Source organism: Caulobacter flavus (assembly GCF_003722335.1).
GTDB lineage: Bacteria > Pseudomonadota > Alphaproteobacteria > Caulobacterales > Caulobacteraceae > Caulobacter > Caulobacter flavus.
The window spans coordinates 2,473,726-2,494,084 of record NZ_CP026100.1; the positions used below are offsets into that span (position 1 = coordinate 2,473,726).

Genomic DNA, 20,359 nt, shown 5'->3' on the forward strand with positions numbered 1-20,359 from the left:
CTCGCCGGCGTCCCGATGGCCGGCCCGGCCAAATCGCAGGGGGACTGAACAAGACTGTTTTTGTCGCCGCCGACACATTCCGCGGACTTCTTCCACTCCGCATCCAAGGACAAAGTCGATGCCGATCAAGGCCACCCCGACCCCCGGCGCCCAGCTGCTGACGCCGACCGATCACACCCTGATCATGATCGATTTCCAGTCGCAGATGGCCTTCGCGACCCACTCGATCGACGCGATCACCCTGCGCAACAACGCCGGCCTGGTGGCCCGGGCGGCCGCCGGCTTCGGCGTCTCGACCATCCTGACCACGGTCGCCGAAAAGAGCTTCTCGGGCCCGATGTTCGACGAAGTCACCGCGCCGTTCCCGGGCAAGACCCTGCTGGACCGCACCTCGATGAACACCTGGGAAGACGCCCCGGTGATCGAGGAGATCAACAGGATCGGCAAGGACCGCATCGTGCTGGCCGGCCTGTGGACCAGCGTCTGCATCGTCGGCCCGGCGCTGTCGGCCCTGGCCCAGGGCTACGAAGTCTACGTGGTCACCGACGCCTGCGGCGACGTCTCGGCCGAGGCCCACGAACGCGCCGTCGAGCGCATGATCCAGGCCGGCGCCCGCCCGATCACCGCCCTGCAGTACCTGCTGGAGATGCAGCGCGACTGGGCCCGCACCGAGACCTATGACATGACCACCGGCATCGCCAAGACGCACGGCGGCGCCTACGGCCTCGGCATCATCTACGCCAAGTCGATGTTCAACGCCCACGAAGGCTAACCGGATCGCCCGCGCCGGCCCGCGGACGGGTCGGCGCGACGCGCCCGAGCAAGGCGTCCCCATGATGAAGATCTACATCCTGTCGCTCGCCGCCGGCCTGGCGGTCGGCGTGTTCTACGGCCTGCTGCAGGTGCGCTCGCCCGCCCCGCCGGTGGTGGCGCTGGTCGGCCTGTTCGGCATCCTCGTCGGCGAGCAGATCCCGCCGCTGGTCAAGGGCTGGATGGCCCGAAAGCCGGCCGCCGTCTCGTGGCTGAAGCATCAGGTCGGGCCGCACATGTTCGGCCCGCTGCCCTGCGGCCAGAAGCCGAGCGAGCTGGCCCAGAACGAGCCGCCGGCGCCGCCCAAGGCCTGAAGACGCGTCCCGCCAGTTCGCTGGTCCCCCAAAGTTTACCCCGGAGTTCCGCCCATGACCTCGCCCGACCTGATCCTGCGCAACGGCCGCTTCACCACCCTGGACCGCAGCAATCCGAACGCCGAAGCCGTGGCCGTGACCGGCGGGCGCTTTTCCGCCGTCGGGACCGAGACCGACGTCATGGCCCTGGCCGGGCCGGCCACCAAGGTCGTCGACCTGAAGGGCCGCCGCGCGCTGCCGGGCCTGATCGACAACCACCTGCACATCATCCGAGGCGGCTTGAACTTCAACATGGAGCTGCGCTGGGACGGCGTGCGCTCGCTGGCCGACGCCATGAACATGCTCAAGCGCCAGGTGGCCATCACCCCGCCGCCGCAGTGGGTGCGGGTGGTGGGCGGCTTCACCGAGCATCAGTTCGTCGAAAAGCGCCTGCCGACCCTCGAGGAACTGAACGCCGTCGCGCCCGACACGCCGGTGTTCATCCTGCACCTCTACGACCGCGCGCTGCTGAACGCCGCGGCCCTGCGCGTCATCGGGTACGACCGCGATACGCCCGAACCGCCCGGCGGCCAGATCCTGCGAGACGCTGCCGGCAATCCCACGGGCCTGCTGCTGGCCAAGCCCAACGCCCAGATCCTCTACGCCACCCTGGCCAAGGGCCCCAAGCTGCCGTTCGACTACCAGGTCAACTCGACCCGCCACTTCATGCGCGAACTGAACCGCCTGGGCGTGACCGGGGCGATCGACGCCGGCGGCGGCTTCCAGAACTACCCGGACGACTACGAGGTGATCCAGAAGCTGGCCGACGAGAACCAGCTGACCATTCGCCTCGCCTACAACCTCTTCACCCAGAAGCCCAAGGGCGAGAAGGACGACTTCCTGAACTGGACGAAGACGTCGAAGTACAAGCAGGGCGACGACTACTTCCGCCACAACGGCGCCGGCGAGATGCTGGTGTTCTCGGCCGCCGACTTCGAGGACTTCCGCCAGCCGCGTCCCGACATGCCGCCGCAGATGGAGGGCGAGCTGGAGGAGGTGGTCACTATCCTGGCCCAGAACCGCTGGCCCTGGCGGATGCACGCCACCTATGACGAGACCATCGACCGGGCGCTGGACGTCTTCGAGAAGGTCAACAAGGACGTTCCGCTGGAAGGCCTGAACTGGTTCTTCGACCACGCCGAGACGATCTCGGAGAAGTCGATCGACCGCATCGCCGCCCTGGGCGGGGGCGTCGCCGTGCAGCACCGCATGGCCTATCAGGGCGAATACTTCCTCGAGCGCTACGGCGCGGCCGCCGCCGAGGCGACGCCGCCGATCGCCAAGATGCTGGAGAAGGGTCTGAAGGTCTCGGCCGGCACCGACGCGACGCGCGTGGCCTCGTACAATCCGTGGGTCTCGCTGGCCTGGATGATCACCGGCAAGACCGTCGGCGGCACGCGCCTCTATTCGCAGCGCAACTGCCTGGACCGCGAGAGCGCCCTGCGCATGTGGACCGAGAACGTCACCTGGTTCTCGAACGAAGAGGGCAAGAAGGGCCGCATCGTCGAGGGGCAGCTGGCCGACCTGATCGTGCCCGACCGCGATTTCTTCGGCGTGCCCGAGGACGAGATCGCCGACATGACCTCGGACCTGACCATGGTCGGCGGCAAGATCGTCTACGGGGCCGGCGACTTCGCCAAGCTGGACGAGAACGAGGTGCCGCCGGCCATGCCCGACTGGTCGCCAGTGCGCACCTTCGGCGGCTACGCGGCCTGGGCCGAGCCGGAGACCGACAAGGCCCTGCGTCGCCAGGCGGCGGCCTCGTGCGGCTGCGCCAGCGGCTGCGGCGTCCACGGTCACGACCACGCCACCGCCTGGACCAAGAGCCTGCCGATCGCCGACCTGAAGTCGTTCTGGGGCGCGCTGGGCTGCGCGTGCTGGGCGGTCTGATGAGCGCCGCCCTCGACAACCGCCTGCGCGGGGCATTCCTCGCGCCGGCGGTGCGCTGGATCGCCCTGCTGGGCCTCTGCGCCGCCTACATCCAGGGCGGGCTGACCAAGGCCTTGGACTTCCCCGGGGCCGTGGCCGAGATGACTCATTTCGGCCTGTCGCCCGCCGCGCCCTTCGCGGTGCTGGTCATCGCTCTGGAGATCGTCGCCTCGCTGATGATCATCACCGGCCGGCTGCGCTGGCTGGGGGCGCTGGCCCTGGCGGCCTTCACCCTGGGCGCGACCTTCATGGCCAACCGCTTCTGGGAGATGGCCCCGCCCGAGCGCTTCGGCGCGACCAACAGCTTCTTCGAGCACCTGGGCCTGGTCGGCGGCTTCGTGCTGGTCGCCTGGCACGATCTCGACGCGCGGAGGCGGTCATGAGGACGCTGGCGGCCGCGGCGCTCGTCCTCGCGGCCCCGGTCCTGGCGACCGGCTCGGCCGTGGCGGCCGAGCGCCCCGCGATCAAGGTCAACCGCTGGCAGGAAGAGCGGCCCGACACCTCGCTGACCGTGGGCCTGACGCTGCGCGAGCGGATCGAGACCGGCGACGCGGCCAGCTTCGGCGGCGAGCCCTCCGACACCAGCCTGTCGCAACGCCTGCAGGTCCACGCCGACGCCCGCCGGAACGGATGGCAGGGTTTCGTCCAGCTGGAGGACGTGCGCGCCTTCGGCCGCCGCGACATCGGTCCGGCCGACCAGAACCGCCTGGACCTGCGCCTGGCCTTCGTCGCCTACGAGACGCAGGTCTGGGGCGGGAAGGGGACCGTGAGGGTCGGTCGCCAGGACTTCCCGATCGACCAGCAGCGCTTCCTGTCGGCCCGCGACGGCCCCGGCGTGCGCCAGTCGTTCGACGCGGTGTGGGCCGACTGGTCGCGCGGCGACTGGAAGCTGGCCGGCTTCGTCAGCCAGCCGGTGCAGTACCGCGATAGCGAGGCGTTCGACGACACCTCCAGCGGCAATGTCCGGCTCGACCTGGTGCGGGTCGAGCGCCGCGCGCCCGGCGGCGCGGTCTCGGTCTACGCCGCCCGCTTCGCCCGCTCGACCGCCCGCTATGTCGACGCGGCCGGCGAGGAGGACCGCCAGGCCTACGACCTGCGCTATCTCGGCGCGGCCGGGGCGCTGGACTGGGACCTGGAGGCCATGGTCCAGCGCGGCGAGGTGGGCGCGAGTCCGGCGCGCGCCTGGGCGGCCGGCGGCCGGATCGGCTGGACGATGAAGGCCCTGGCCTGGAAGCCGCGCCTGGGCTTCCAGGTCGACACGGCCAGCGGCGACAAGCAGTCCGGCGACGGGCGGGTGGGGACGTTCGACCCGCTCTATCCCAACGCCGCCTACTTCACCCGCGCGGCCTACACCGGCTACGCCAACCTCGTGCACGTCAAGCCGTCGGTGACCTTGACGCCCGCCAAGGGTCTTTCGGTGACCGCCGCCCTGGCGGGCCAGTGGCGGCGCGAGACGACCGACGCAATCTACGCCCAGCCCTTCGTCCCCCTGTCCGGCACGGCCGGGCGCGGCGGGCGCTGGACCGGGGCCTACGCCCACCTGCGGGCCGACTATGCTTTCAACCCGAGCCTGACCGGGACCATCGAGGCCGTCCACTACGAAGCCGGAAGCGCCTTGCGCGCCTCTGGCCGGGACGACAGCGACTATCTCGGCGTCGAGCTCAAGTACGGATGGTGACCATGAGATTCCCGAGCCTTTCCCAGCTGATGAGCTTCAACGGCGGCTATCTCGACACGGTCGGCTTCCTGGCGCTGCAGGGCGTGTTCGTGGCCCACGTGACCGGCAACTTCGTCACCTTCGGCGCGACGATCATCCACGGCGTGGACGGGGCGATCGCCAAGCTCCTGGTGCTTCCGGTGTTCTGCGCCGCAGTGGTGATCAGCCGGCTGGTGACCTTCAAGCTGGCCGCTGCCAACCTGCCGACCTTGCGCATCATGCTGGCGGTCAAGACCGTGCTGCTTGTCGCCGGCTCGGTCGCGGCCGTCGTGCTGTCGCCGTTCGCCAAGGGCGACAGCTGGCAGCTGATCCTGGTGGCTGTGCTGTTCGTCTGCGCCATGGCCATCCAGAACGCCGCCCACCGGGTTCACATCCCGACCGCCCCACCGACCACGCTGATGACCGGCTCGACCACCCAGATCATGCTCGACGTCGCCGAGCTGATCCGGGGCGGCGGACCCGACCGCGCGGCCTCGGTGGCACGGATCAGGAAGCTGTCGGCGGCCGTGGGCCTGTTCGCGGCGGGCTGCGGCCTGGGCGCTCTGGCCTTCGCGTTCGGCGGACAGTGGGCGTTCTCGCTGTCGGCCGTGCTGGCCTTCCTGTCGCTGTTTTCGGCCGAGGCCCGCAGTCAGCGCGGGTAGCGCTCCCAAAAGAGCCGTCAGCTTCACCCGCCTGGGTAGGGAAGGTTCACCCGGGCGGGAATGGCGGCGGGGGTCTGGTTGGTCGAGTTTGGCTACACGCCGTCCACCGCGTCGGCGCGCCGAAAGACCAGCCGAAGAGAGCGACGATGCAAGTCCAGACCGTGTCGAGCCGCGTTCCCGTACCGGCCCTAGAGTCCCGAGAGCCCGTCCCAGAACCCGCCCGCGACCAGATCCGCCTTCTGCTGATGCAGGCGCGGCATGCGCTGGCCACCGATCCGGCCGACGCCGAGCGCTGCATCGCGGTGGCCGTCCGCCTGCTGCCGCAGATCGACGCGCCGGCGTCCGAGCCCAAGGCCTTCGCCGCGCCGGCCATGCAGCGCGGGGGGCTGGCCCCCTGGCAGGTGCTGCGGATCAAGGCCCTGGTCGAGGCGCGGCTGGCCGGCCGGATCTCCAGCGCCGAGATGGCCGCCGCCGCCCGTCTCAGCCCCAGCCACTTCTCGCGCGCCTTCCGCATCAGCTTCGGCGACGCGCCCAAGGCCTATGTGAACCGCCGCCGCATCGCCCGCTCCAAGACCATGATGCTGGACGGCGGCGACTCCCTGGCGGCGATTGCCCTGGCCTGCGGCCTGTCGGACCAGGCCCACTTCTGCCGGATGTTCCGCCGCTTCGAAGGCATGTCGCCCAGCGTCTGGCGCCGCCTGCGCGGCGGGGCGGCCGAGGTGGCGCAGACCGAGGCCGACTGGCCGGCGGCCGCGGCCGGCTGATCGGAGAGACGAGTGACCGCCGCCGTCATGCTTATCCACGGCGCCTGGCTGACGCCACGCGCCTGGGACCGTTTCAAGGCCCGATACGAGGCCCAGGGAATGACGGTGGTCGCGCCGGCCTGGCCGCTGATGGACGCGCCGGTCGAGGGCGTGCGCGGCCTGTCGCCCCGGGCCCTGGGCAGGCTGACCCTCGAGGCGGTGGTCGAGGCCCACGCCGCGCACGCCGTGGCCATGGTCGAGCCGCCGATCCTGATCGGTCACGGGCTGGGCGGTCTGGTCGTGCAGCGCCTGCTCGACGGCGGCTGCGGCGCCTGCGGGGTGGCCATCGCCTCGACGCCGCCTCTGGGCCTTCTGGCCCGGCCCCGCGCGGCCTGGGCGCTGCGGCGGCTGCTGGCGCGCTGGAACGGCGCCGCGCCGCTGTCGCCGGAAGGCTTCGCCGATCTGTTCGCCCACACCCTGCCCGAAGATCAGCGCCGGCTGGCCTATGCCGAGCACGTGGTTCCCGCGCCGGCCCGGGTGTTGCGCCAGGCCCTGCTGGGGCCGGGCGGCGGCGCGGCCAGGGCGGCCCGCCGCCGTCCGCCGCTGCTGCTGATCGCCGGCGACGAGGACCGGATGGCGCCGCCGGCCATGGTCGCCGCCGCCGCCCGCCATCAGCGTCGTGCGGCTTCTCGCACCGACCTGCAGTGCTTTTCCGGCCGCTCCCACTGGCTGTGCAACGAGCCGGGCTGGGAGGACGTCGCCGACTTCGCGCTGGACTGGGCCCTGGCCAACGGCAGGGCAGCCTCGCCGGCGACGCGCGCGGCCCTTCCGGGTCAAGCCCCGAAAGGGTAATCGTGCGCCGCTTTCGTGTATGGTCGTGTTTCGCCAAACCCGCCAACTGTACGAGTCCCATGTGCAAGGACCGGTTCCCGGACGTCGCCGAATGAACGAGCATCCCGCCGGCGGCGCGCCTGGCGACGACCGTATCCGCGTGCTTATCGCCGACGACCACCCCATGCTGCGCGAGGGGGTGATCGCGGTGCTCGAGACCCAGTCCGACATGGTGGTGGTGGGCGAGGCGGCCACCGGCGACGAGGCGATCGCCGGCTGGGAGCGGCTGCGCCCCGACATCACGCTGATGGACCTGCAGATGCCCGGCAACGGCGTGGTGGCCATCGAGACCATCCGCCGCTCGCACCCCGAGGCGCGGATCATCGTGCTGACCACCTTCACCGGCGACGCCCAGGCCCTGCACGCCCTGCGGGCCGGGGCGGCGGGGTATCTGCTGAAGAGCAGCCTGCGCCGCGACCTGCTGGACGCCATCCGGGGCGTCCACGCTGGCCGCCGCCACCTGCAGGCGGAGGTCGCCGAGCGCATCGCCATCCACGCCATCGACGAGTCGCTGAACGCGCGCGAGATCACCGTCCTGCAGCTGATCGCCAACGGCAATTCCAACAAGCACATCGCCCGCGAGCTGAACCTGTCGGAAGACACCATCAAGTCGAACATCAAGAGCATCTTCGCCAAGCTCTATGTGAACGACCGGACCCACGCGGTGACCGTCGCCGCCAAGCGCGGCATCATCGACCTTTGAGCCGGGCGGGGGGGCTTCGAGGCGGACTGGCGAGCGCGGCGCTCGCCGTGACCTTGGGCTTGAACTGGGCCCTGGCTGGAACGGCCGTGGCCGCGCCGACGCTCGAGCCCCTGGCCGAGTACAAGCGCGTCAGCTGGTCGATCGAGGGCGGGGCGCCCAGCCGGGTCAACACCATCGGCCAGTCCAGGGACGGCTATCTGTGGATCGGCAGCGTCGATGGTCTGTTCCGCTTCGACGGCGTCGCCTTCGAGCCCATCCAGCGCGACGGCCCCAAGCCCGGGCGGCTGAACGTCTCGCAGGTGCTGGGCGCGCGCTCGGGAGCGCTGTGGGCGGGCCTGGGCCGCGGCGGCGGCGTCGTGGTCTATCGCGACGGCCGGCTGATCGACGCCCGAATGCCCGATCCCTCGCGCGAGGTCACCAGCCTGGCCGAGGACCGCGAGGGCGGGATCTGGGTCGCCCGGGGCGGCCGCAAGCGCGCCACCCTGGCCCGCTGGCATGACGGTCGCTGGCGGGAGTTCGGACCTGAGGCGGGCCTTCCCGAGCAGGAGATCTGGCAGGTCTTCTTCGACCGCGACGGCGTGCAATGGCTGGTGCTGACCGACACCGTGCTGCGCCGTGCGCCGGGCGAGACGCGGTTTTCGCCGACCGGCGCCAAGGTCGCGCGCCGGGCCAGCCTTGCCGAGGACGCCCTGGGGCGGCTCTGGCTGTCCGACACCGCCAGCACCCGCCTGCTGCGCGGCGAGACCCCGGCGGCCTCGTCCCTGACCAGGGCCTATCCCCGCCGCGACGAGGTGGGCGCCTCGCGGATCCTGTTCGACCGCAAGGGCGACCTGTGGGGCGCGACCTGGACCGACGGCGTCGTCCACATCGCGGCGCCCGGCGTGGCGGCCCGCCGGGCCGACGCCGGGACCCTGCGCATCCAGTCCTACAAGGCCGTGCACGGCCTGACCTCGGACCAGACCCACGCCGTTTTCGAGGACCGCGAGGGCAATGTCTGGTTCGGCACCGAGCTGGGCCTGGACATGATGCGGCCGGCCGCGGTGACGGTCGAGCAGGCCATTCCGCCCAACTCCGCGCGCGGCTATCGCATGACCTCCACGGCCGACGGAACGGTGTGGGTCGCCGACGCCCATACCCTCTACGCCATCGCGCCGGGCCGCTCGCCCAAGCCGGTCCTGAAGACCGCGTGGTCGGCCGGCTCGCTGTGCGCGAGCGCTGGCGACGCCGTCTGGGTGACGCTGCGCGACACCGTGCTGCGGGTGCGCGGCGACAAGGTCGAGACCTTCGCCAAGCCGGCCGAGGCCAGCGCCTACGGCTGCGCCGAGGACAAGAACGGACGCCTGTGGATGGCCGCCCTCGACAAGGGCCTCTACTGGCGCGAGGGCGGGGCCTGGAACCGCTGGCCGGGCGGCGGGGGCATCGCCTCGAACGCCGCGCCGCAGGCCGACGGCCGCGCCGCCGTGCTGTTCCGCAACGCCCCGACGCTGCAAGGGGCCGCGCCGTTCGAGCCGATCCACAAGGCCCGCTTCCCGATCGGCGAGATCGAGGGGCTGCTGCCCGGCCGCGAGGCGCTCTATCTCAGCGGCGGCCAGGGTTTCGCGCGGCTGCGCGGCGGAGCGACCGCCAGCCTCGACGCCGAGCGCTATCCGTGGCTGGCCTCGGTCAACGGCCTGGTCCAGACCCCGGCCGGCGACACCTGGACGATTGGCGACGCGGGCGTGGTGCGGATGCGCTCGGCCGACCTCGACCATGCCCTGGACCGGCCGGGCGCGCCGCTGCCGCGCCGGGTGTTCGACTTCCGCGACGGCCTCAACAGCTTCGTCCAGAAGTCGCCGGGCCGGCAGATCGCCGCCGGCGGCGACGGCCGGATCTGGATCCTCACCCGCCGCAACGTCGTCGTCGTCGATCCCGCCCGGCTGACCGTCAACACCCTGCCGCCGCCGGTGGCGGTGCGCGCGGTGATGGTGGGCGACCGGCACTTCCGCGATCCGACCGCCCTGCGCCTGCCGGCCGGCACGCGCGGCCTGCGCATCCACTACACGGCGCTGAGCTTTCCCGCGCCCGACCGCGTGCGCTTCCAGTATCGGCTGGAGGGCTTCGACAAGGACTGGATCGACGCCGGCGACCGGCGCGAGGTCATCTACGACAACCTGCATCCGGGGACCTTCACGTTCCGCGTCAAGGCGGCCAACAGCGACGGCGTCTGGAACGAGCAGGGGGCGACCCTCACCGTCGAGATCCCGCCGACCCTGGTCGAGACCTGGTGGTTCCGCGCCGCCTGCGTACTGGCCGTGGCCCTGGCGCTGTGGGGCGTCTACGCGCTGCGGCTGCGGCGAGTGTCGGCCCAGATCAAGGACCGGCTGGAGCAGCGCGCCGCCGAGCGCGAGCGCATCGCCCGCGAGCTGCACGACACCCTGCTGCAGAGCGTGCAGGGCCTGATCATGCGGTTCCAGTCGGTGGCCTACCAGATCCCCGACGACCTGCCGGCCAGGGACGTGATCAACCAGGCGCTGGACCGCGCCGACCAGATGCTGGTCGAGGGCCGCGACCGGGTGCGCGACCTGCGCGGGGCGGAGGTGCGGCGGCTCGACATCGTGCTGCGCGAACTGATGGCCGAGCAGCCGTTCGAGACGGGGGTGAAGGTCGAGCTGGTCTCGGAGGGCGCGCCGCGTCCGGTGCAGCCGCTGGTGCAGGAGGAGATCGTCCGCATCGCCGGCGAGGCCCTGTTCAACGCCGCTCGCCACGCCAAGGCCAGCCAGGTGCTGGTCAAGGTGTCGTACGGGGTGCGGCAGCTGCAGGTGACTATCCGCGACGACGGGGTGGGCATCGGGGCCAACCGCATGGCCTGGGCCAGCCGCGAGGGCCATTACGGCCTGATCGGCATGCACGAGCGGGCCGGCAAGATGGGCGCCCAACTGGCCATCGAGAGCGCCTCGGGCAAGGGCACGACCATCGCCCTCAGCGTCGCCGGCTCCATCGCCTATCCGACCCAGCCCTGGTTCGCGCGGCTGGGGCGAAAGAGGGGCGGGGCCTAGGCGTCAGGCCTTCAGCCACACCGCCACGGCCGACAGGGTAATGCAGGCGATGGCGGTGGTCAGGGCGACGGTGCGGGCGCCGCCGCGGACAAAGACGCCATAGGCGCGGGTCTGGATGAAGACATTGACCGCCGACGGGGTCGCCGCCAGCAGGGTCGCGGCCAGGTGGAAGGTGGCGGGAGCGGGCGTCAGCCCGACGACGAACCAGACCAGCGACGGCAGGACCAGCAGCTTGGCGATCGCGGCGAGCGCCACGGGGCTCCAGCGGGGCGTGGCGGCGTCGGCTTCGGCGGGCAGGCCCAGCACCACGCCCAGGGCCACCAGCGCCACCGGGCTGCCCGAGGCGGCGGCCGCGCCGACCGCACGGTCGAGCACGCCGGGCAACTGCAGGCCCAGCAGGGCCAGGCCCGTCCCGAACAGGGCGGCCGCGACGATCGGGTTGCGGAACGCCTGCATGGTCGAGCGCCAGACCGAGCGCCCGCCGGCCCAGCCCAGCAAGGCCACGCCCAGGGCCGTGGCCAGCACGAAGTCGATGGCGACCATGCCGGCGCCGACGCGGGCGACCTCGGGGCCGAACACCGCGGCGGCCACCGGCAGGCCGAGGAAGGCGCTGTTGCCGACACCGGCGGCCATGGCCGCGCCCGCGCGCTCGCCCCGGTCCCAGCGCAGGGCCAGGCCGCCGCCGACCATCACGGCCATGATCACGGCCAGGCAGCCGGCGTAGGCGGCGAGCCCCAGGGTCAGGTCGTGGTCCGGCCGGCCCATGCGCGACAGCGAGTGCACCAGCAGGGCGGGGAAGCCGATCCAGTAGACGTAGGCCGACAGTCCCTGGGCCATGCGGCCGTCCAGCAGCCGCAGCCGCGCCAGGGTCACGCCCGCGCCGACCAGCAGGAAGAACGGCAGGGCGCGGGCCAGCACCTCCAGCGTCAGGGCGATCATGCCGAGGGCGCCCGGAGCGGCGAAGGAAGGAACATGCGCGAGGGCCTCGGCGGAAGACGCGGTTCGCTGGATAGCACCGCCCGCGCGCCGGGGTCAAAAGCGGCGCCGCACGAACGGGCCCGCCTGTTGCGGCCCGGTCGAAACGAGCGCCAGATGGGGCCATGAGCGACCCCGTCCAATTCCTCCGCGCCGTCCCGATCCTGCGCAGCTTCGACGAATCCAAGGCGCGGGAGTTCTATCTCGGCTTTCTCGGCTTCTCGGTGCAGTTCGAGCACCGCTTCGAGCCGGGCATGCCGCTGTACATGGGGATCGAGCGGGCAGGGCTGGTGCTGCACCTGTCCGAACACCACGGCGACGCCGCGCCGGGCTCGACCGTCTACGTGCCGATGAAGGGTGTCCGCGCCTACCAGGCAGAACTGATAGGCAAGAACTACGGCTACGGTCGGCCCGGCGTCGACGAACAGCCGTGGGGCGACGTGCTGCAGGTGCACGATCCCTTCGCCAACCGCATCCGCTTCTGCGAAGAGCGCGGTTAGAGCCTGCCGTAGCCCTTCAGCAGGCTGAGCGCGCCGTCCATCACGATCAGATCGTGGCTCTTCATCGGGTCGTCGGGTCCGGTCTCGACCTGGTAGAGGATCATGCGGTCGCGCTTCTCGTCGCGGAACTCCAGCGTGCGCTTGGTGCGCGAACTCTTGTCGGCGTGCAGCACCAGGCCCTTGTCGTCGAGCAGCGCGCCGATCATCGACGCGGTCTCCAGCCCGGCCATGCGCACCGAGCATTCGTCGATCGTGGCCTTCGGATTGACGACCCGCGAGGCGTGCAGCCGCCACTCGTCGGCGTCGGTCATGATCCAGGTGGTGTCGGCTTGGCGCTGGCCCAGGCGCGCGGCCGACTTGCCGCCTTCGGCCTCGGGATCGGGCCGGCCGTTTCCGCCCTCGGCGACCCTGGCGGCGACTGCTTCATAGGCGGGATCGTCGCAGTAGCGGTCCATCCGGGCGACGGCGGTGGTCGCGGGCGTCAGGAAGGTGACCGGGTCGGGCAGGGGCGGCCCCCTGCGCACGACATAGCTCAGGGCCAGGCTCGGCTTGGCGCCCCACACCCCGGGCGGCAGGCCGCGCCACAGCACGTAGTAGCCTGAGAGGCCTTCGCCAGCGTGCCGGTCCTTGTAGAGCAGCATGCGCGCGCCGTCCTCGAAGGCGATGTTCACCGGCAGCGAGCCGCTGACATACTGCACCAGGAAGTCGAAGAACTCGCCCTGGCCGGTGGGGACCTGCACCTTGCAGCGGATCTCCTTGCCGCCGTTCGGCAAGGCGATCTCGTCGACGGTGGCTAGGTGGAAGGCGTAGTCGTTGTCGTAGCGCCACTGCGTCTCGCCGCGCTCCAGGCGGGTGAAGGCCGGCATGTTCGGCGCCGGATCATGGGTCTGGACGAAGGCGCCGATGATCGGCCGGCCTTCCTTGGCGCCCGCCGCGATGAAGGCCTTCTTCGCCTCGTCGGCCGACCGCATGTCGTGCGGGCACAGGGTGTGGAACTCGTCCATGAACACCGTGCCCGTCAGGGGCTTCTTGGGCTTGGACTCGCAGGCCGACAGCACCAGCAGGGCGACGCAGCCCAGAACGCCGAGGATACGCACGATCGATTCTCCAGGATCGCGGCCAAGCTCCGACAATTTCAACCCAGAGCAAAGGCCTTGCGCCCTGCGGGCGAGCGGGATGCGTCTACTTACATAACTTTCAGTTGCGGTGATCCCGGGCATGCGGTTGAAGTGACGCTTCATTGCAAGTGAGGGTCGCTTCCATGCTGCATCGTCGTCGCCTGCTTACGCTCGCCGCCGTGGCCGGGGGCGCGCCGTCGGCGGCGCTGGCCCGCCAGATCATGGCCCTTCCGACGGTCGATCCCGCGGCGGTGTTGGCCGAGACCGGAGCGCCGGCGGTGGCGGGCCTGGTCAGCGGCGTCGACGATCTGGTCGCGCAGGTGGTGAGCGGCGTGCGCCGCGCGGGTTCGTCCGATCCGGCCACGCGTTCGGACCCCTGGCACATCGGTTCCAACACCAAGGCCATGACCGCCGCCGTCTACGCCCGGCTGGTCGAGGCGGGCAAGGCCAAGTGGGGAGCGACCCTGGGGTCGCTGTTTCCGGGCGTGAAGCTCGACCCGGCCTGGAACGACACCACGATCGAGCGGCTGATGAGCCACGTGTCGGGGATCAGCGACAAGCCGGTGATGGCGGGCGGCTGGCTGGTCCGCGCCCATGCCGACAAGCGGCCCCTCACGGCGCAGCGCGCCGAACTGGCGTCGCAGATCCTAGCCGCGCCGCCCGCCGCCACGCCCGGCAAGTACGAGTACGCCAACCTCAACTACATCCTCGTGGGCGCGGCCATCGAGACGATCACCGGAACGCCCTGGGAGCAGGCGATCGACGCCCTGCTGTTCAAGCCCCTGGGGATCACCTCCGCCGGGTTCGGCGCGCCCAAGGGGCCGGCCCCCTGGGGCCACCTGCCCAAGCCGGGCGGCGGCCTGACGCCGGTCGATCCGGCCGGCCCGTCCGACAACCCGCCCGCCCTGGGGCCCGCCGGCACGGTGCACATGACCCTGGCCGACCACGCCCGCTTCGCGCGGCTGTTCTTGAAGGACAACGCCCTGCTCAGCGCCGACAGCGTCAAGCATCTGACCACGCCCGTCGGCGACGCGATCTACGCGTTGGGCTGGCTGGTGGTGCGAAACGCGCCGTGGAGCCGCGGTCCGTTCCTGGTCCACGAGGGATCCAACACCATGTGGCACGAGGTGATCATGATCGCCCCGGGACGCGGGACGGCGATCATCGCGGCCTGCAACGCCGGACCCGAGGCCTCGAAGGGCGCGGCCACCAAGCTGGTGCACCAGTTCCGCGCGGCCTACATGGGCTGAGGTTGCTAGCGCTCGTCGGCCGGCAGGCGGATGTGCACCAGCTTCCAGACGAACAGCTCGCGGCGCTGGAAGGTGAAGATCGTGGCCTTGGACTTGTCGCCCGGGCGGCGCACGGCGATGCGTACGCGGTTGGGATCCCAGTAGGCGATGGTCGGGTAGGGACCGCGCACAACGGCCTGCATCCGGCCCAGCACCGTCTCGGGACGAGCCGTCGGCGCCGGGGCCGCGCCCGGGGCGTAGCCGCGGGTCAGGGCCGACAGGCCCTGGACGGTCAGGTAGCGGTCGACCTTGGGCTCGGGCGGGGCGATCGGCTCGATGGCCCGCTTGAAGACGCCCATCGGGTTGGTCCACAGCGACGGGGCCTCGGGCTTGGCGGCGGGCGCGGCTTCGTCCAGCTGGCCCGTCAGGCTGCGGCGCACCACCGGAAAGTCGACCAGTTCGCCCAGCGCCTGCACGTCCTCGTACTGGGCCGCGGCCTTCAGGGCGCGAAAGGCGAACCAGGGCGCGGTGGCGAAGGCGGCGGCGAAGATGAAGATCGCCAGGACCAGCAGGTCCCAGATCCGCTTCTGCAAAGTCATTGCGCCCCCGCACGGTTAACGCTGCCTAGAATGGGCATTCATGCCCCCACCGCAAGGGCGTTCGCTCATGAAGGGTTCCATCGATGGAATCCGCTTCCCCCCGGGGCTTGGCGGCTTTATGGGGTCGCCGCTCACGGCGAGCGCCTAAGCCTTCGCCGTCCCTGAGGAATTTCCGGAGCGCCCATGGCCGGCTCGCGCATCGCCGATCTCTTCCGCTGCAAGCCCGTCGGGGCGATCGCGGCCGAGGGCGACGACAATCCCAACGAGCTGCCGCATGAGCTGGAGCGTTCGATCGGCCTGTTCCAGCTGACCATGCTGGGCGTCGGCGCCACGATCGGCACCGGCATCTTCGTGGCCCTGACCACGGCCGTGCCGCTGGCCGGCCCTGCGGTCATCGTCTCGTTCGTCATCGCCGGGATCACCGCGGCCCTGACGGCCCTGTGCTACGCCGAGCTGGGCTCGACCATCCCGGTCTCGGGCTCGTCCTATTCCTACGCCTACGCCACGCTGGGCGAGTTCGTGGCCTTCATCGTCGGCGCCTGCCTGCTGCTGGAGTACGCCGTGTCGGCCTCGGCCATCGCCGTGGGCTGGGGGCAGTACCTGAACGAGCTGTTCGTCGACCTGTTCGGCTGGCGCCTGCCCGACGCCCTGGCCAGGCCGCCGGGGGCGGGCGGGGTGTTCAACCTGCCGGCCGTGGTGCTGGTCAGCGCCTGCATGGTGCTGCTGCTGCGCGGGGCCAAGGAATCGACCACGGTCAACGCCGTGCTGGTGGTGGCCAAGCTGCTGGTGCTGCTGTTCTTCGTGGTCATCGCCTTCACCGGCTTCCGCTCGGAGAACCTGGCGCCGTTCGCGCCCATGGGCGTGGCCGGGATCGGGGCGGCGGCCTCGTCGATCTTCTTCTCCTACATCGGCATCGACGCGGTCTCGACCGCCGGCGACGAGGTCAAGAACCCGCGCCGCAACCTGCCGCTGGGCGTGGTGCTCAGCCTGCTGATCGTCACCGGCGTCTACGTGCTGGTGGCCGTCGCCGCCGTGGGCGCCCAGCCCTGGACGGCCTTCGCCGGCCAGGAGGCGGGCCTGGCGGTGATCCTGCGCAACCTGACCGGCGCGGGCTGGACTTCGCTGATCCTGTGCCTGGGCGCGATCGTCTCGATCTTCAGCGTCACCCTGGTCGTCATGTACGGCCAGACGCGGATCCTGTTCGCCATGAGCCGCGACGGCCTGCTGCCGCGCATTTTCCAGAAGACCGATCCGCGCACCCGCACGCCGGTCTGGAACACGGTGATCGTGGCGGCCTTCATCGCCTTCCTGGCCGCCTTCGTGCCGCTGGACGTGCTGGTCAACCTGACCAGCATGGGCACGCTGATCGCCTTCGCCATCGTCTCGCTGGGCGTGATCATCCTGCGCCGCACGCGCCCCGACCTGCCGCGCGGCTACAAGGCGCCGCTCTATCCGGTGCTGCCGATCGCCAGCGTGGCCTTCTGCGGTTACCTGATCATCGGCCTGCCATGGGACACCTTCGCCCTGTTCGGCGTCTGGGTGGCGGCCGCCTGCCTGATCTATTTCGGCTATTCGCGAAAGCACTCCAGGCTGGCCTGAAGACGCCGGGGCGGCCCATTCTGGGTCAAGAACGGGCGCCGGGCCGCCTTCCTGGGGACGGAAGGGCCTCGCGCCTTGCCCGGCCTTCGCGACGCCCCCTAGGGTCCCCGCCGACGCCTCGCGCACGATTGCGCGGCCGTTTGACCCGAGTCGGGTTTAGGATCGCCGCGATGACCCAGATCGAAGTCCAGGGAATGGAAAAGCGCGCCTACCGTCGCTACCCCGCCTCGCGCAAAGCCTACCTCGTGGTGGGCGGCGAGCCCCTGCGCTGCCGGCTGATCGACATCGCCAAGGGCGGGGCGCGCATCGCCGCTCCCGAGTTCGCGGTTCCGCCCGAAGTGCTGCACCTGGTCGACCCGGCGCGGCGCATGGTCCACCTGACCCGCATGGTCTGGCAGGGCGACGGCCAGATGGGCCTGCAGTTCATCGACTCGAGCGCCTTCACCGAACCGCTGGGCGGCGCCGAGGGCGCGGGCAAGGTGGTCGAGATGGTCGGCCCGTGGCCGAAGGAAACCCGCGGGAACTAGAAATTTTCCGGCTTCCGCAAGGGCAAGCTGAGCCAACCCAAAGCCAAGTCGCGCGTTGCTGGGTCTGTCGGATTTCGACGGACGCCAAGGTGAGCGCGTGAACTCGATATTTCGTGCGGCCGGCCTCGCGGCGGCCTTGCTGCTGGCCGGTTGCGGGACCTTGTCGCGGCCGCCCGAGGGCGTGGTCCGGGTCGCGCCGGAAGCGGTGATCCCCACGGCCGATCCGCGCATCGTCGCCAGCGACGCCGGGCCGGTGCGGCTGCTCGAACGGCAGATCATGGGCGAGCCGGGGCAGGGGCCGACAGCGATCCTGGCCCTGTCGGGCGGCGGAGCGAACGGCGCCTATGGCGCGGGCGTGCTGACGGGTTGGACGCTGAGCGGCCGGCGACCCGAGTTCCGCATCGTCACGGGCGTCAGCACCGGCGCCCTGGCCGCGCCGTTCGCCTTCCTGGGACCCAGCTGGGATCCGCAGCTGGCGGCCGCCTATTCCGACGGCGGGGCCAAGGACATCCTGGCCTGGCGGCAGCTGGCCACCTTCGCCTCGCCCAGCCTCTACAGCAGCTCGGCCCTGCGCAAGCTGGTCGACCGGGCGGTGACGCCGCAGATGCTGACCGCCATCGCCGCCGAGCACGGCAAGGGCCGGCGCCTGCTGGTTGCCACCACCAATCTCGACAGCGAGGAGACGGTGATCTGGGACATGGGCCTGATCGCCAGGCAGGGCGGGCCGCAGGGGCTGAAGCTGTTCAAGGACGTGCTGACCGCTTCGGCCAGCATCCCGGGCGTGTTCCCGCCGGTGCTGATCGCCGGCCGCGCCAAGGACGGGCGGATCATCCAGGAGATGCACGTCGACGGCGGGGTCAACACGCCGTTCCTGGCCGTGCCCGAGAGCCTGGTCCTGTGGAGCCGCCCGGCCGGGGCCGTCGGGGCCGGCTCGATCTTCGTGCTGGTCAACGGCCAGCTGGGCCGTCGCGACGCGGTCACCGCCGGCAAGCTGACGGCGATCCTCAAGCGCAGCTACGACAGCGGCAGCAAGGCCTCGACCCGCGCGCACCTGGCCGCCAACGCCGCCTTCGCCCAGCGTAACGGCCTGGCCTTCCGCGTGGCCGCGGTGCCCGACGACGCGCAGGCCAACAGCCTGGACTTCAGCGAGGCGGCCATGCGCCGCCTGTTCGACCTGGGCCGCGAGCAGGGACGTTCGGGCAAGGCCTGGGGCGACTGGAAGCCGGCGGAGGCCGAGAAGGCGGCGGCGACCGGACTGATCGTCATCGACGCGCCGCCGGCGCGGCGGTAGCGTCGGGCGGCCAGGGGAGGGAAGGACATGAGGCGCTTGGGGATCGCGCTCGCGGCCGGGCTGGCCGCGCTGTATGCGGGAGCGGCCGCCGCCGACGTGGTGATCGCGCCCGCCGAGGGCTTCACCAATGTCGAGCCGCTGGGCCGCCTGACCCTCAGCCGAGCCTACGGCCCCAAGCCGGGCAAGACCTGCGTGGCCGACGGCGCCGGGGCGGCCGGGTGCCGGCTGGTCGCGGCGGCCGCCGAATGGTCGCCGGCCGATCTGCCCGTGACGGTGGAGCTCGAACGGCGGGGCGACGGGCTTGCGCTCCTGCTGTCGACCCGCTTGCAGGATCCCAGAGCGCGCGCGGCCTGCTGGTCGCGGCGTGAGCTTTCCACGGCTGAAGCGTCGCGCCCCGAGCGGACTTGGGCGGCGATAGAGGCCGGTCTCGACGCCTGGAGCCGGGACTGCGCGGTGGTGCGGACGCTCGACGCCGAGACGGTGGGCCTGGCCTTCCGCGAGGCGCGGGCCGACTTTGTCCGGGCGCACGCGGTGCTGCGCGGCGTGCGCGGGCTGCCCGACACGCCGGCGGAAATGAGCGTCGGCTCGTTCTTTCCGCCGAAGGTCAGCCAGGCCCTGCTGGATGCGGTGGCCGTGGCGTGCGGCGGGCCGCCCGGCCAGGCGAGGCTGGAGGCCGACGGCGCGATCGCCTGGGACTTTGACCGCAACGCGGTCTACGGCGCGGATGGCGCGCGTCCGTTCGGCGTCTGCGTGGACGACCAGATCCGCTACTATCCCGGCTATCGGCGCGGCAACTAGATCAGGCGCCGCGTCGCCGCGTTCCCGGCGCGAACAGCAGGTCCGACCAGCGCCAGGAGGCGTCGCCCAGCGCCAGGCGCGGGGCGCCGGGACCGTCGGCCAGGCTGACGACCACCAGGCCCCGCATCGGATCGGCGCGGCAGGCGGCCGGGGCGAAGCCGACTTCCATGATGATCGCCTCGCGCACGCCGGCCAGGCCCCGGCCGACCTGGTTGGGGCTCTGCAGCCACTTGCCGTTCCAGATCAGCACCGCCTTGCCCGAGGCCGCGGCCTCGCCGTGGGCGGCCGCCAGGGCGCTGCGGACGCGCGGGTTTCGGCGCAGGGCCGCCTGCAGCCGGCGCACCATGTCGCAGCTGGTGCCGTCGCCCGAGCCGTTCCCCGATCCCGTGCCGACCGTCGTGGCGCCGGCCAGCTCGGCCTCGCCCAGTTCGGCGGCCATCATCGTGGTGTCGGCGGGCGTTGCAGGCAGGGGCTCGACGTCGGGCGGGCGCACGGCCGGCCGGGCGGTCTGCTTGGGCGGCTTGGGATCGGGTTTGGGCGGGGCGGGCGAGGGCGGCCGCGCGGGCTTGGAGTCGGGTTTGGGCTCCGGCGCGGGCGGCTTGGGTTCGGGCGGCGGCGGCGGAGGAGGGGGCTGCACCAGGTCGACCGCGAATGGCTCGGGCTCTGGCGGGCGCGGCTCGCCCTGGGCCATCAGCACCGCGACCAGCACGGCCGCATGCGCCCCGATGCTGAACAGGCCAGCCGCCAGCTTCGTCGCGCGCGAAGTGCGGCGGCGTTGCGGAGGGTCGAGCAGCGGTCGTAGCATCGGGCGTCCGTCGCGGGCGCCGGAACGCCGGCGCATCGTGCAGGTGAGCACTTCCCCGCGTCAGGATCGTGGCGGGCGCCGCCCCGATGCGGCCCC

Annotated in this window: 20 protein-coding genes; 16 read left to right on the plus strand and 4 right to left on the minus strand. The window is 71.6% G+C overall.

Annotation, left to right across the window (positions count from 1 at the left end; all coding sequences use genetic code 11):
- Window positions 1-118: 118 nt before the first annotated feature.
- The 10 genes from C1707_RS11375 to C1707_RS11420 all read left to right on the plus strand — a co-directional run bounded on the left by C1707_RS11375 (window position 119) and on the right by C1707_RS11420 (window position 10,822).
- Window positions 119-772, plus strand: a complete 654-nt coding sequence (locus tag C1707_RS11375) for a hydrolase (protein ID WP_101711434.1) — start codon at window positions 119-121, stop codon at window positions 770-772.
- 61 nt (window positions 773-833) lie between these two features.
- Window positions 834-1,124 carry a XapX domain-containing protein gene (locus tag C1707_RS11380; RefSeq protein ID WP_240633914.1) on the plus strand — a complete coding sequence of 97 codons (291 nt, stop codon included), beginning with the start codon at window positions 834-836 and terminating at the stop codon, window positions 1,122-1,124.
- Between the two features lie 54 nt (window positions 1,125-1,178).
- Entirely contained in the window at window positions 1,179-3,053 is a 1,875-nt protein-coding gene (locus C1707_RS11385; protein ID WP_101711433.1) for an amidohydrolase, read from the plus strand.
- On the plus strand, window positions 3,053-3,475 hold the full coding sequence (locus C1707_RS11390) for a DoxX family protein (RefSeq protein ID WP_101711511.1): 423 nt from the start codon (window positions 3,053-3,055) through the stop codon (window positions 3,473-3,475). The genes C1707_RS11385 and C1707_RS11390 overlap by 1 nt, the downstream gene beginning before the upstream one ends.
- A complete protein-coding gene (locus C1707_RS11395; RefSeq protein ID WP_101711432.1) occupies window positions 3,472-4,770 on the plus strand; it encodes an alginate export family protein in 1,299 nt (432 codons plus the stop codon). The genes C1707_RS11390 and C1707_RS11395 overlap by 4 nt, the downstream gene beginning before the upstream one ends.
- 2 nt (window positions 4,771-4,772) lie before the next feature.
- Window positions 4,773-5,450, plus strand: a complete 678-nt coding sequence (locus tag C1707_RS11400) for a YoaK family protein (protein ID WP_101711512.1) — start codon at window positions 4,773-4,775, stop codon at window positions 5,448-5,450.
- A gap of 146 nt (window positions 5,451-5,596) precedes the next feature.
- Window positions 5,597-6,214: a helix-turn-helix domain-containing protein gene (locus tag C1707_RS11405; RefSeq protein ID WP_101711431.1), complete on the plus strand. Its 618-nt coding sequence runs from the start codon at window positions 5,597-5,599 to the stop codon at window positions 6,212-6,214.
- Window positions 6,215-6,226: 12 nt separating this feature from the next.
- Window positions 6,227-7,045 carry an alpha/beta fold hydrolase gene (locus tag C1707_RS11410; protein ID WP_101711430.1) on the plus strand — a complete coding sequence of 273 codons (819 nt, stop codon included), beginning with the start codon at window positions 6,227-6,229 and terminating at the stop codon, window positions 7,043-7,045.
- A 91-nt stretch (window positions 7,046-7,136) separates the two neighbouring features.
- Window positions 7,137-7,787, plus strand: a complete 651-nt coding sequence (locus C1707_RS11415) for a response regulator transcription factor (RefSeq protein ID WP_101711429.1) — start codon at window positions 7,137-7,139, stop codon at window positions 7,785-7,787.
- Between the two features lie 47 nt (window positions 7,788-7,834).
- A complete protein-coding gene (locus tag C1707_RS11420) occupies window positions 7,835-10,822 on the plus strand; it encodes a sensor histidine kinase (protein WP_145998293.1) in 2,988 nt (995 codons plus the stop codon).
- A gap of 3 nt (window positions 10,823-10,825) precedes the next feature.
- On the opposite strand, the gene C1707_RS11425 is transcribed toward C1707_RS11420, so the two are convergent.
- Window positions 10,826-11,761 carry an AEC family transporter gene (locus C1707_RS11425; RefSeq protein WP_101711427.1) on the minus strand — a complete coding sequence of 312 codons (936 nt, stop codon included), beginning with the start codon at window positions 11,759-11,761 and terminating at the stop codon, window positions 10,826-10,828.
- Window positions 11,762-11,922: 161 nt separating this feature from the next.
- Here C1707_RS11425 and C1707_RS11430 point away from each other — a divergent pair, with 161 nt between their 5' ends.
- The gene (locus C1707_RS11430; protein WP_101711426.1) at window positions 11,923-12,297 is read left to right on the plus strand and encodes a glyoxalase superfamily protein; all 375 of its coding nucleotides are present in this window, start codon (window positions 11,923-11,925) and stop codon (window positions 12,295-12,297) included.
- On the opposite strand, the gene C1707_RS11435 is transcribed toward C1707_RS11430, so the two are convergent.
- Window positions 12,294-13,394, minus strand: a complete 1,101-nt coding sequence (locus tag C1707_RS11435; protein WP_101711425.1) for a hypothetical protein — start codon at window positions 13,392-13,394, stop codon at window positions 12,294-12,296. The two genes, C1707_RS11430 and C1707_RS11435, sit on opposite strands and share 4 nt — an antisense overlap.
- Before the next feature lie 164 nt (window positions 13,395-13,558).
- Between C1707_RS11435 and C1707_RS11440 the strand changes: the two genes are divergently transcribed.
- A complete protein-coding gene (locus C1707_RS11440) occupies window positions 13,559-14,665 on the plus strand; it encodes a serine hydrolase domain-containing protein (protein WP_101711424.1) in 1,107 nt (368 codons plus the stop codon).
- Window positions 14,666-14,670: 5 nt separating this feature from the next.
- Here C1707_RS11440 and C1707_RS11445 read toward each other — a convergent pair whose 3' ends face one another.
- A complete protein-coding gene (locus C1707_RS11445; RefSeq protein ID WP_101711423.1) occupies window positions 14,671-15,243 on the minus strand; it encodes a DUF2939 domain-containing protein in 573 nt (190 codons plus the stop codon).
- 183 nt (window positions 15,244-15,426) lie between these two features.
- Here C1707_RS11445 and C1707_RS11450 point away from each other — a divergent pair, with 183 nt between their 5' ends.
- The 4 genes from C1707_RS11450 to C1707_RS11465 all read left to right on the plus strand — a co-directional run bounded on the left by C1707_RS11450 (window position 15,427) and on the right by C1707_RS11465 (window position 19,458).
- Complete coding sequence (locus C1707_RS11450; RefSeq protein ID WP_101711422.1) at window positions 15,427-16,842, plus strand: amino acid permease; 1,416 nt, start codon at window positions 15,427-15,429, stop codon at window positions 16,840-16,842.
- A 170-nt stretch (window positions 16,843-17,012) separates the two neighbouring features.
- The gene (locus tag C1707_RS26120; RefSeq protein ID WP_164467331.1) at window positions 17,013-17,369 is read left to right on the plus strand and encodes a PilZ domain-containing protein; all 357 of its coding nucleotides are present in this window, start codon (window positions 17,013-17,015) and stop codon (window positions 17,367-17,369) included.
- Window positions 17,370-17,466: 97 nt separating this feature from the next.
- On the plus strand, window positions 17,467-18,660 hold the full coding sequence (locus C1707_RS11460) for a patatin-like phospholipase family protein (protein ID WP_101711510.1): 1,194 nt from the start codon (window positions 17,467-17,469) through the stop codon (window positions 18,658-18,660).
- Between the two features lie 27 nt (window positions 18,661-18,687).
- Complete coding sequence (locus C1707_RS11465) at window positions 18,688-19,458, plus strand: hypothetical protein (RefSeq protein ID WP_101711420.1); 771 nt, start codon at window positions 18,688-18,690, stop codon at window positions 19,456-19,458.
- A gap of 1 nt (window position 19,459) precedes the next feature.
- Here C1707_RS11465 and C1707_RS11470 read toward each other — a convergent pair whose 3' ends face one another.
- Window positions 19,460-20,299 (minus strand): hypothetical protein, encoded by an 840-nt coding sequence (locus C1707_RS11470; protein ID WP_240633915.1) that lies wholly within the window; start codon window positions 20,297-20,299, stop codon window positions 19,460-19,462.
- Window positions 20,300-20,359: the final 60 nt, after the last annotated feature.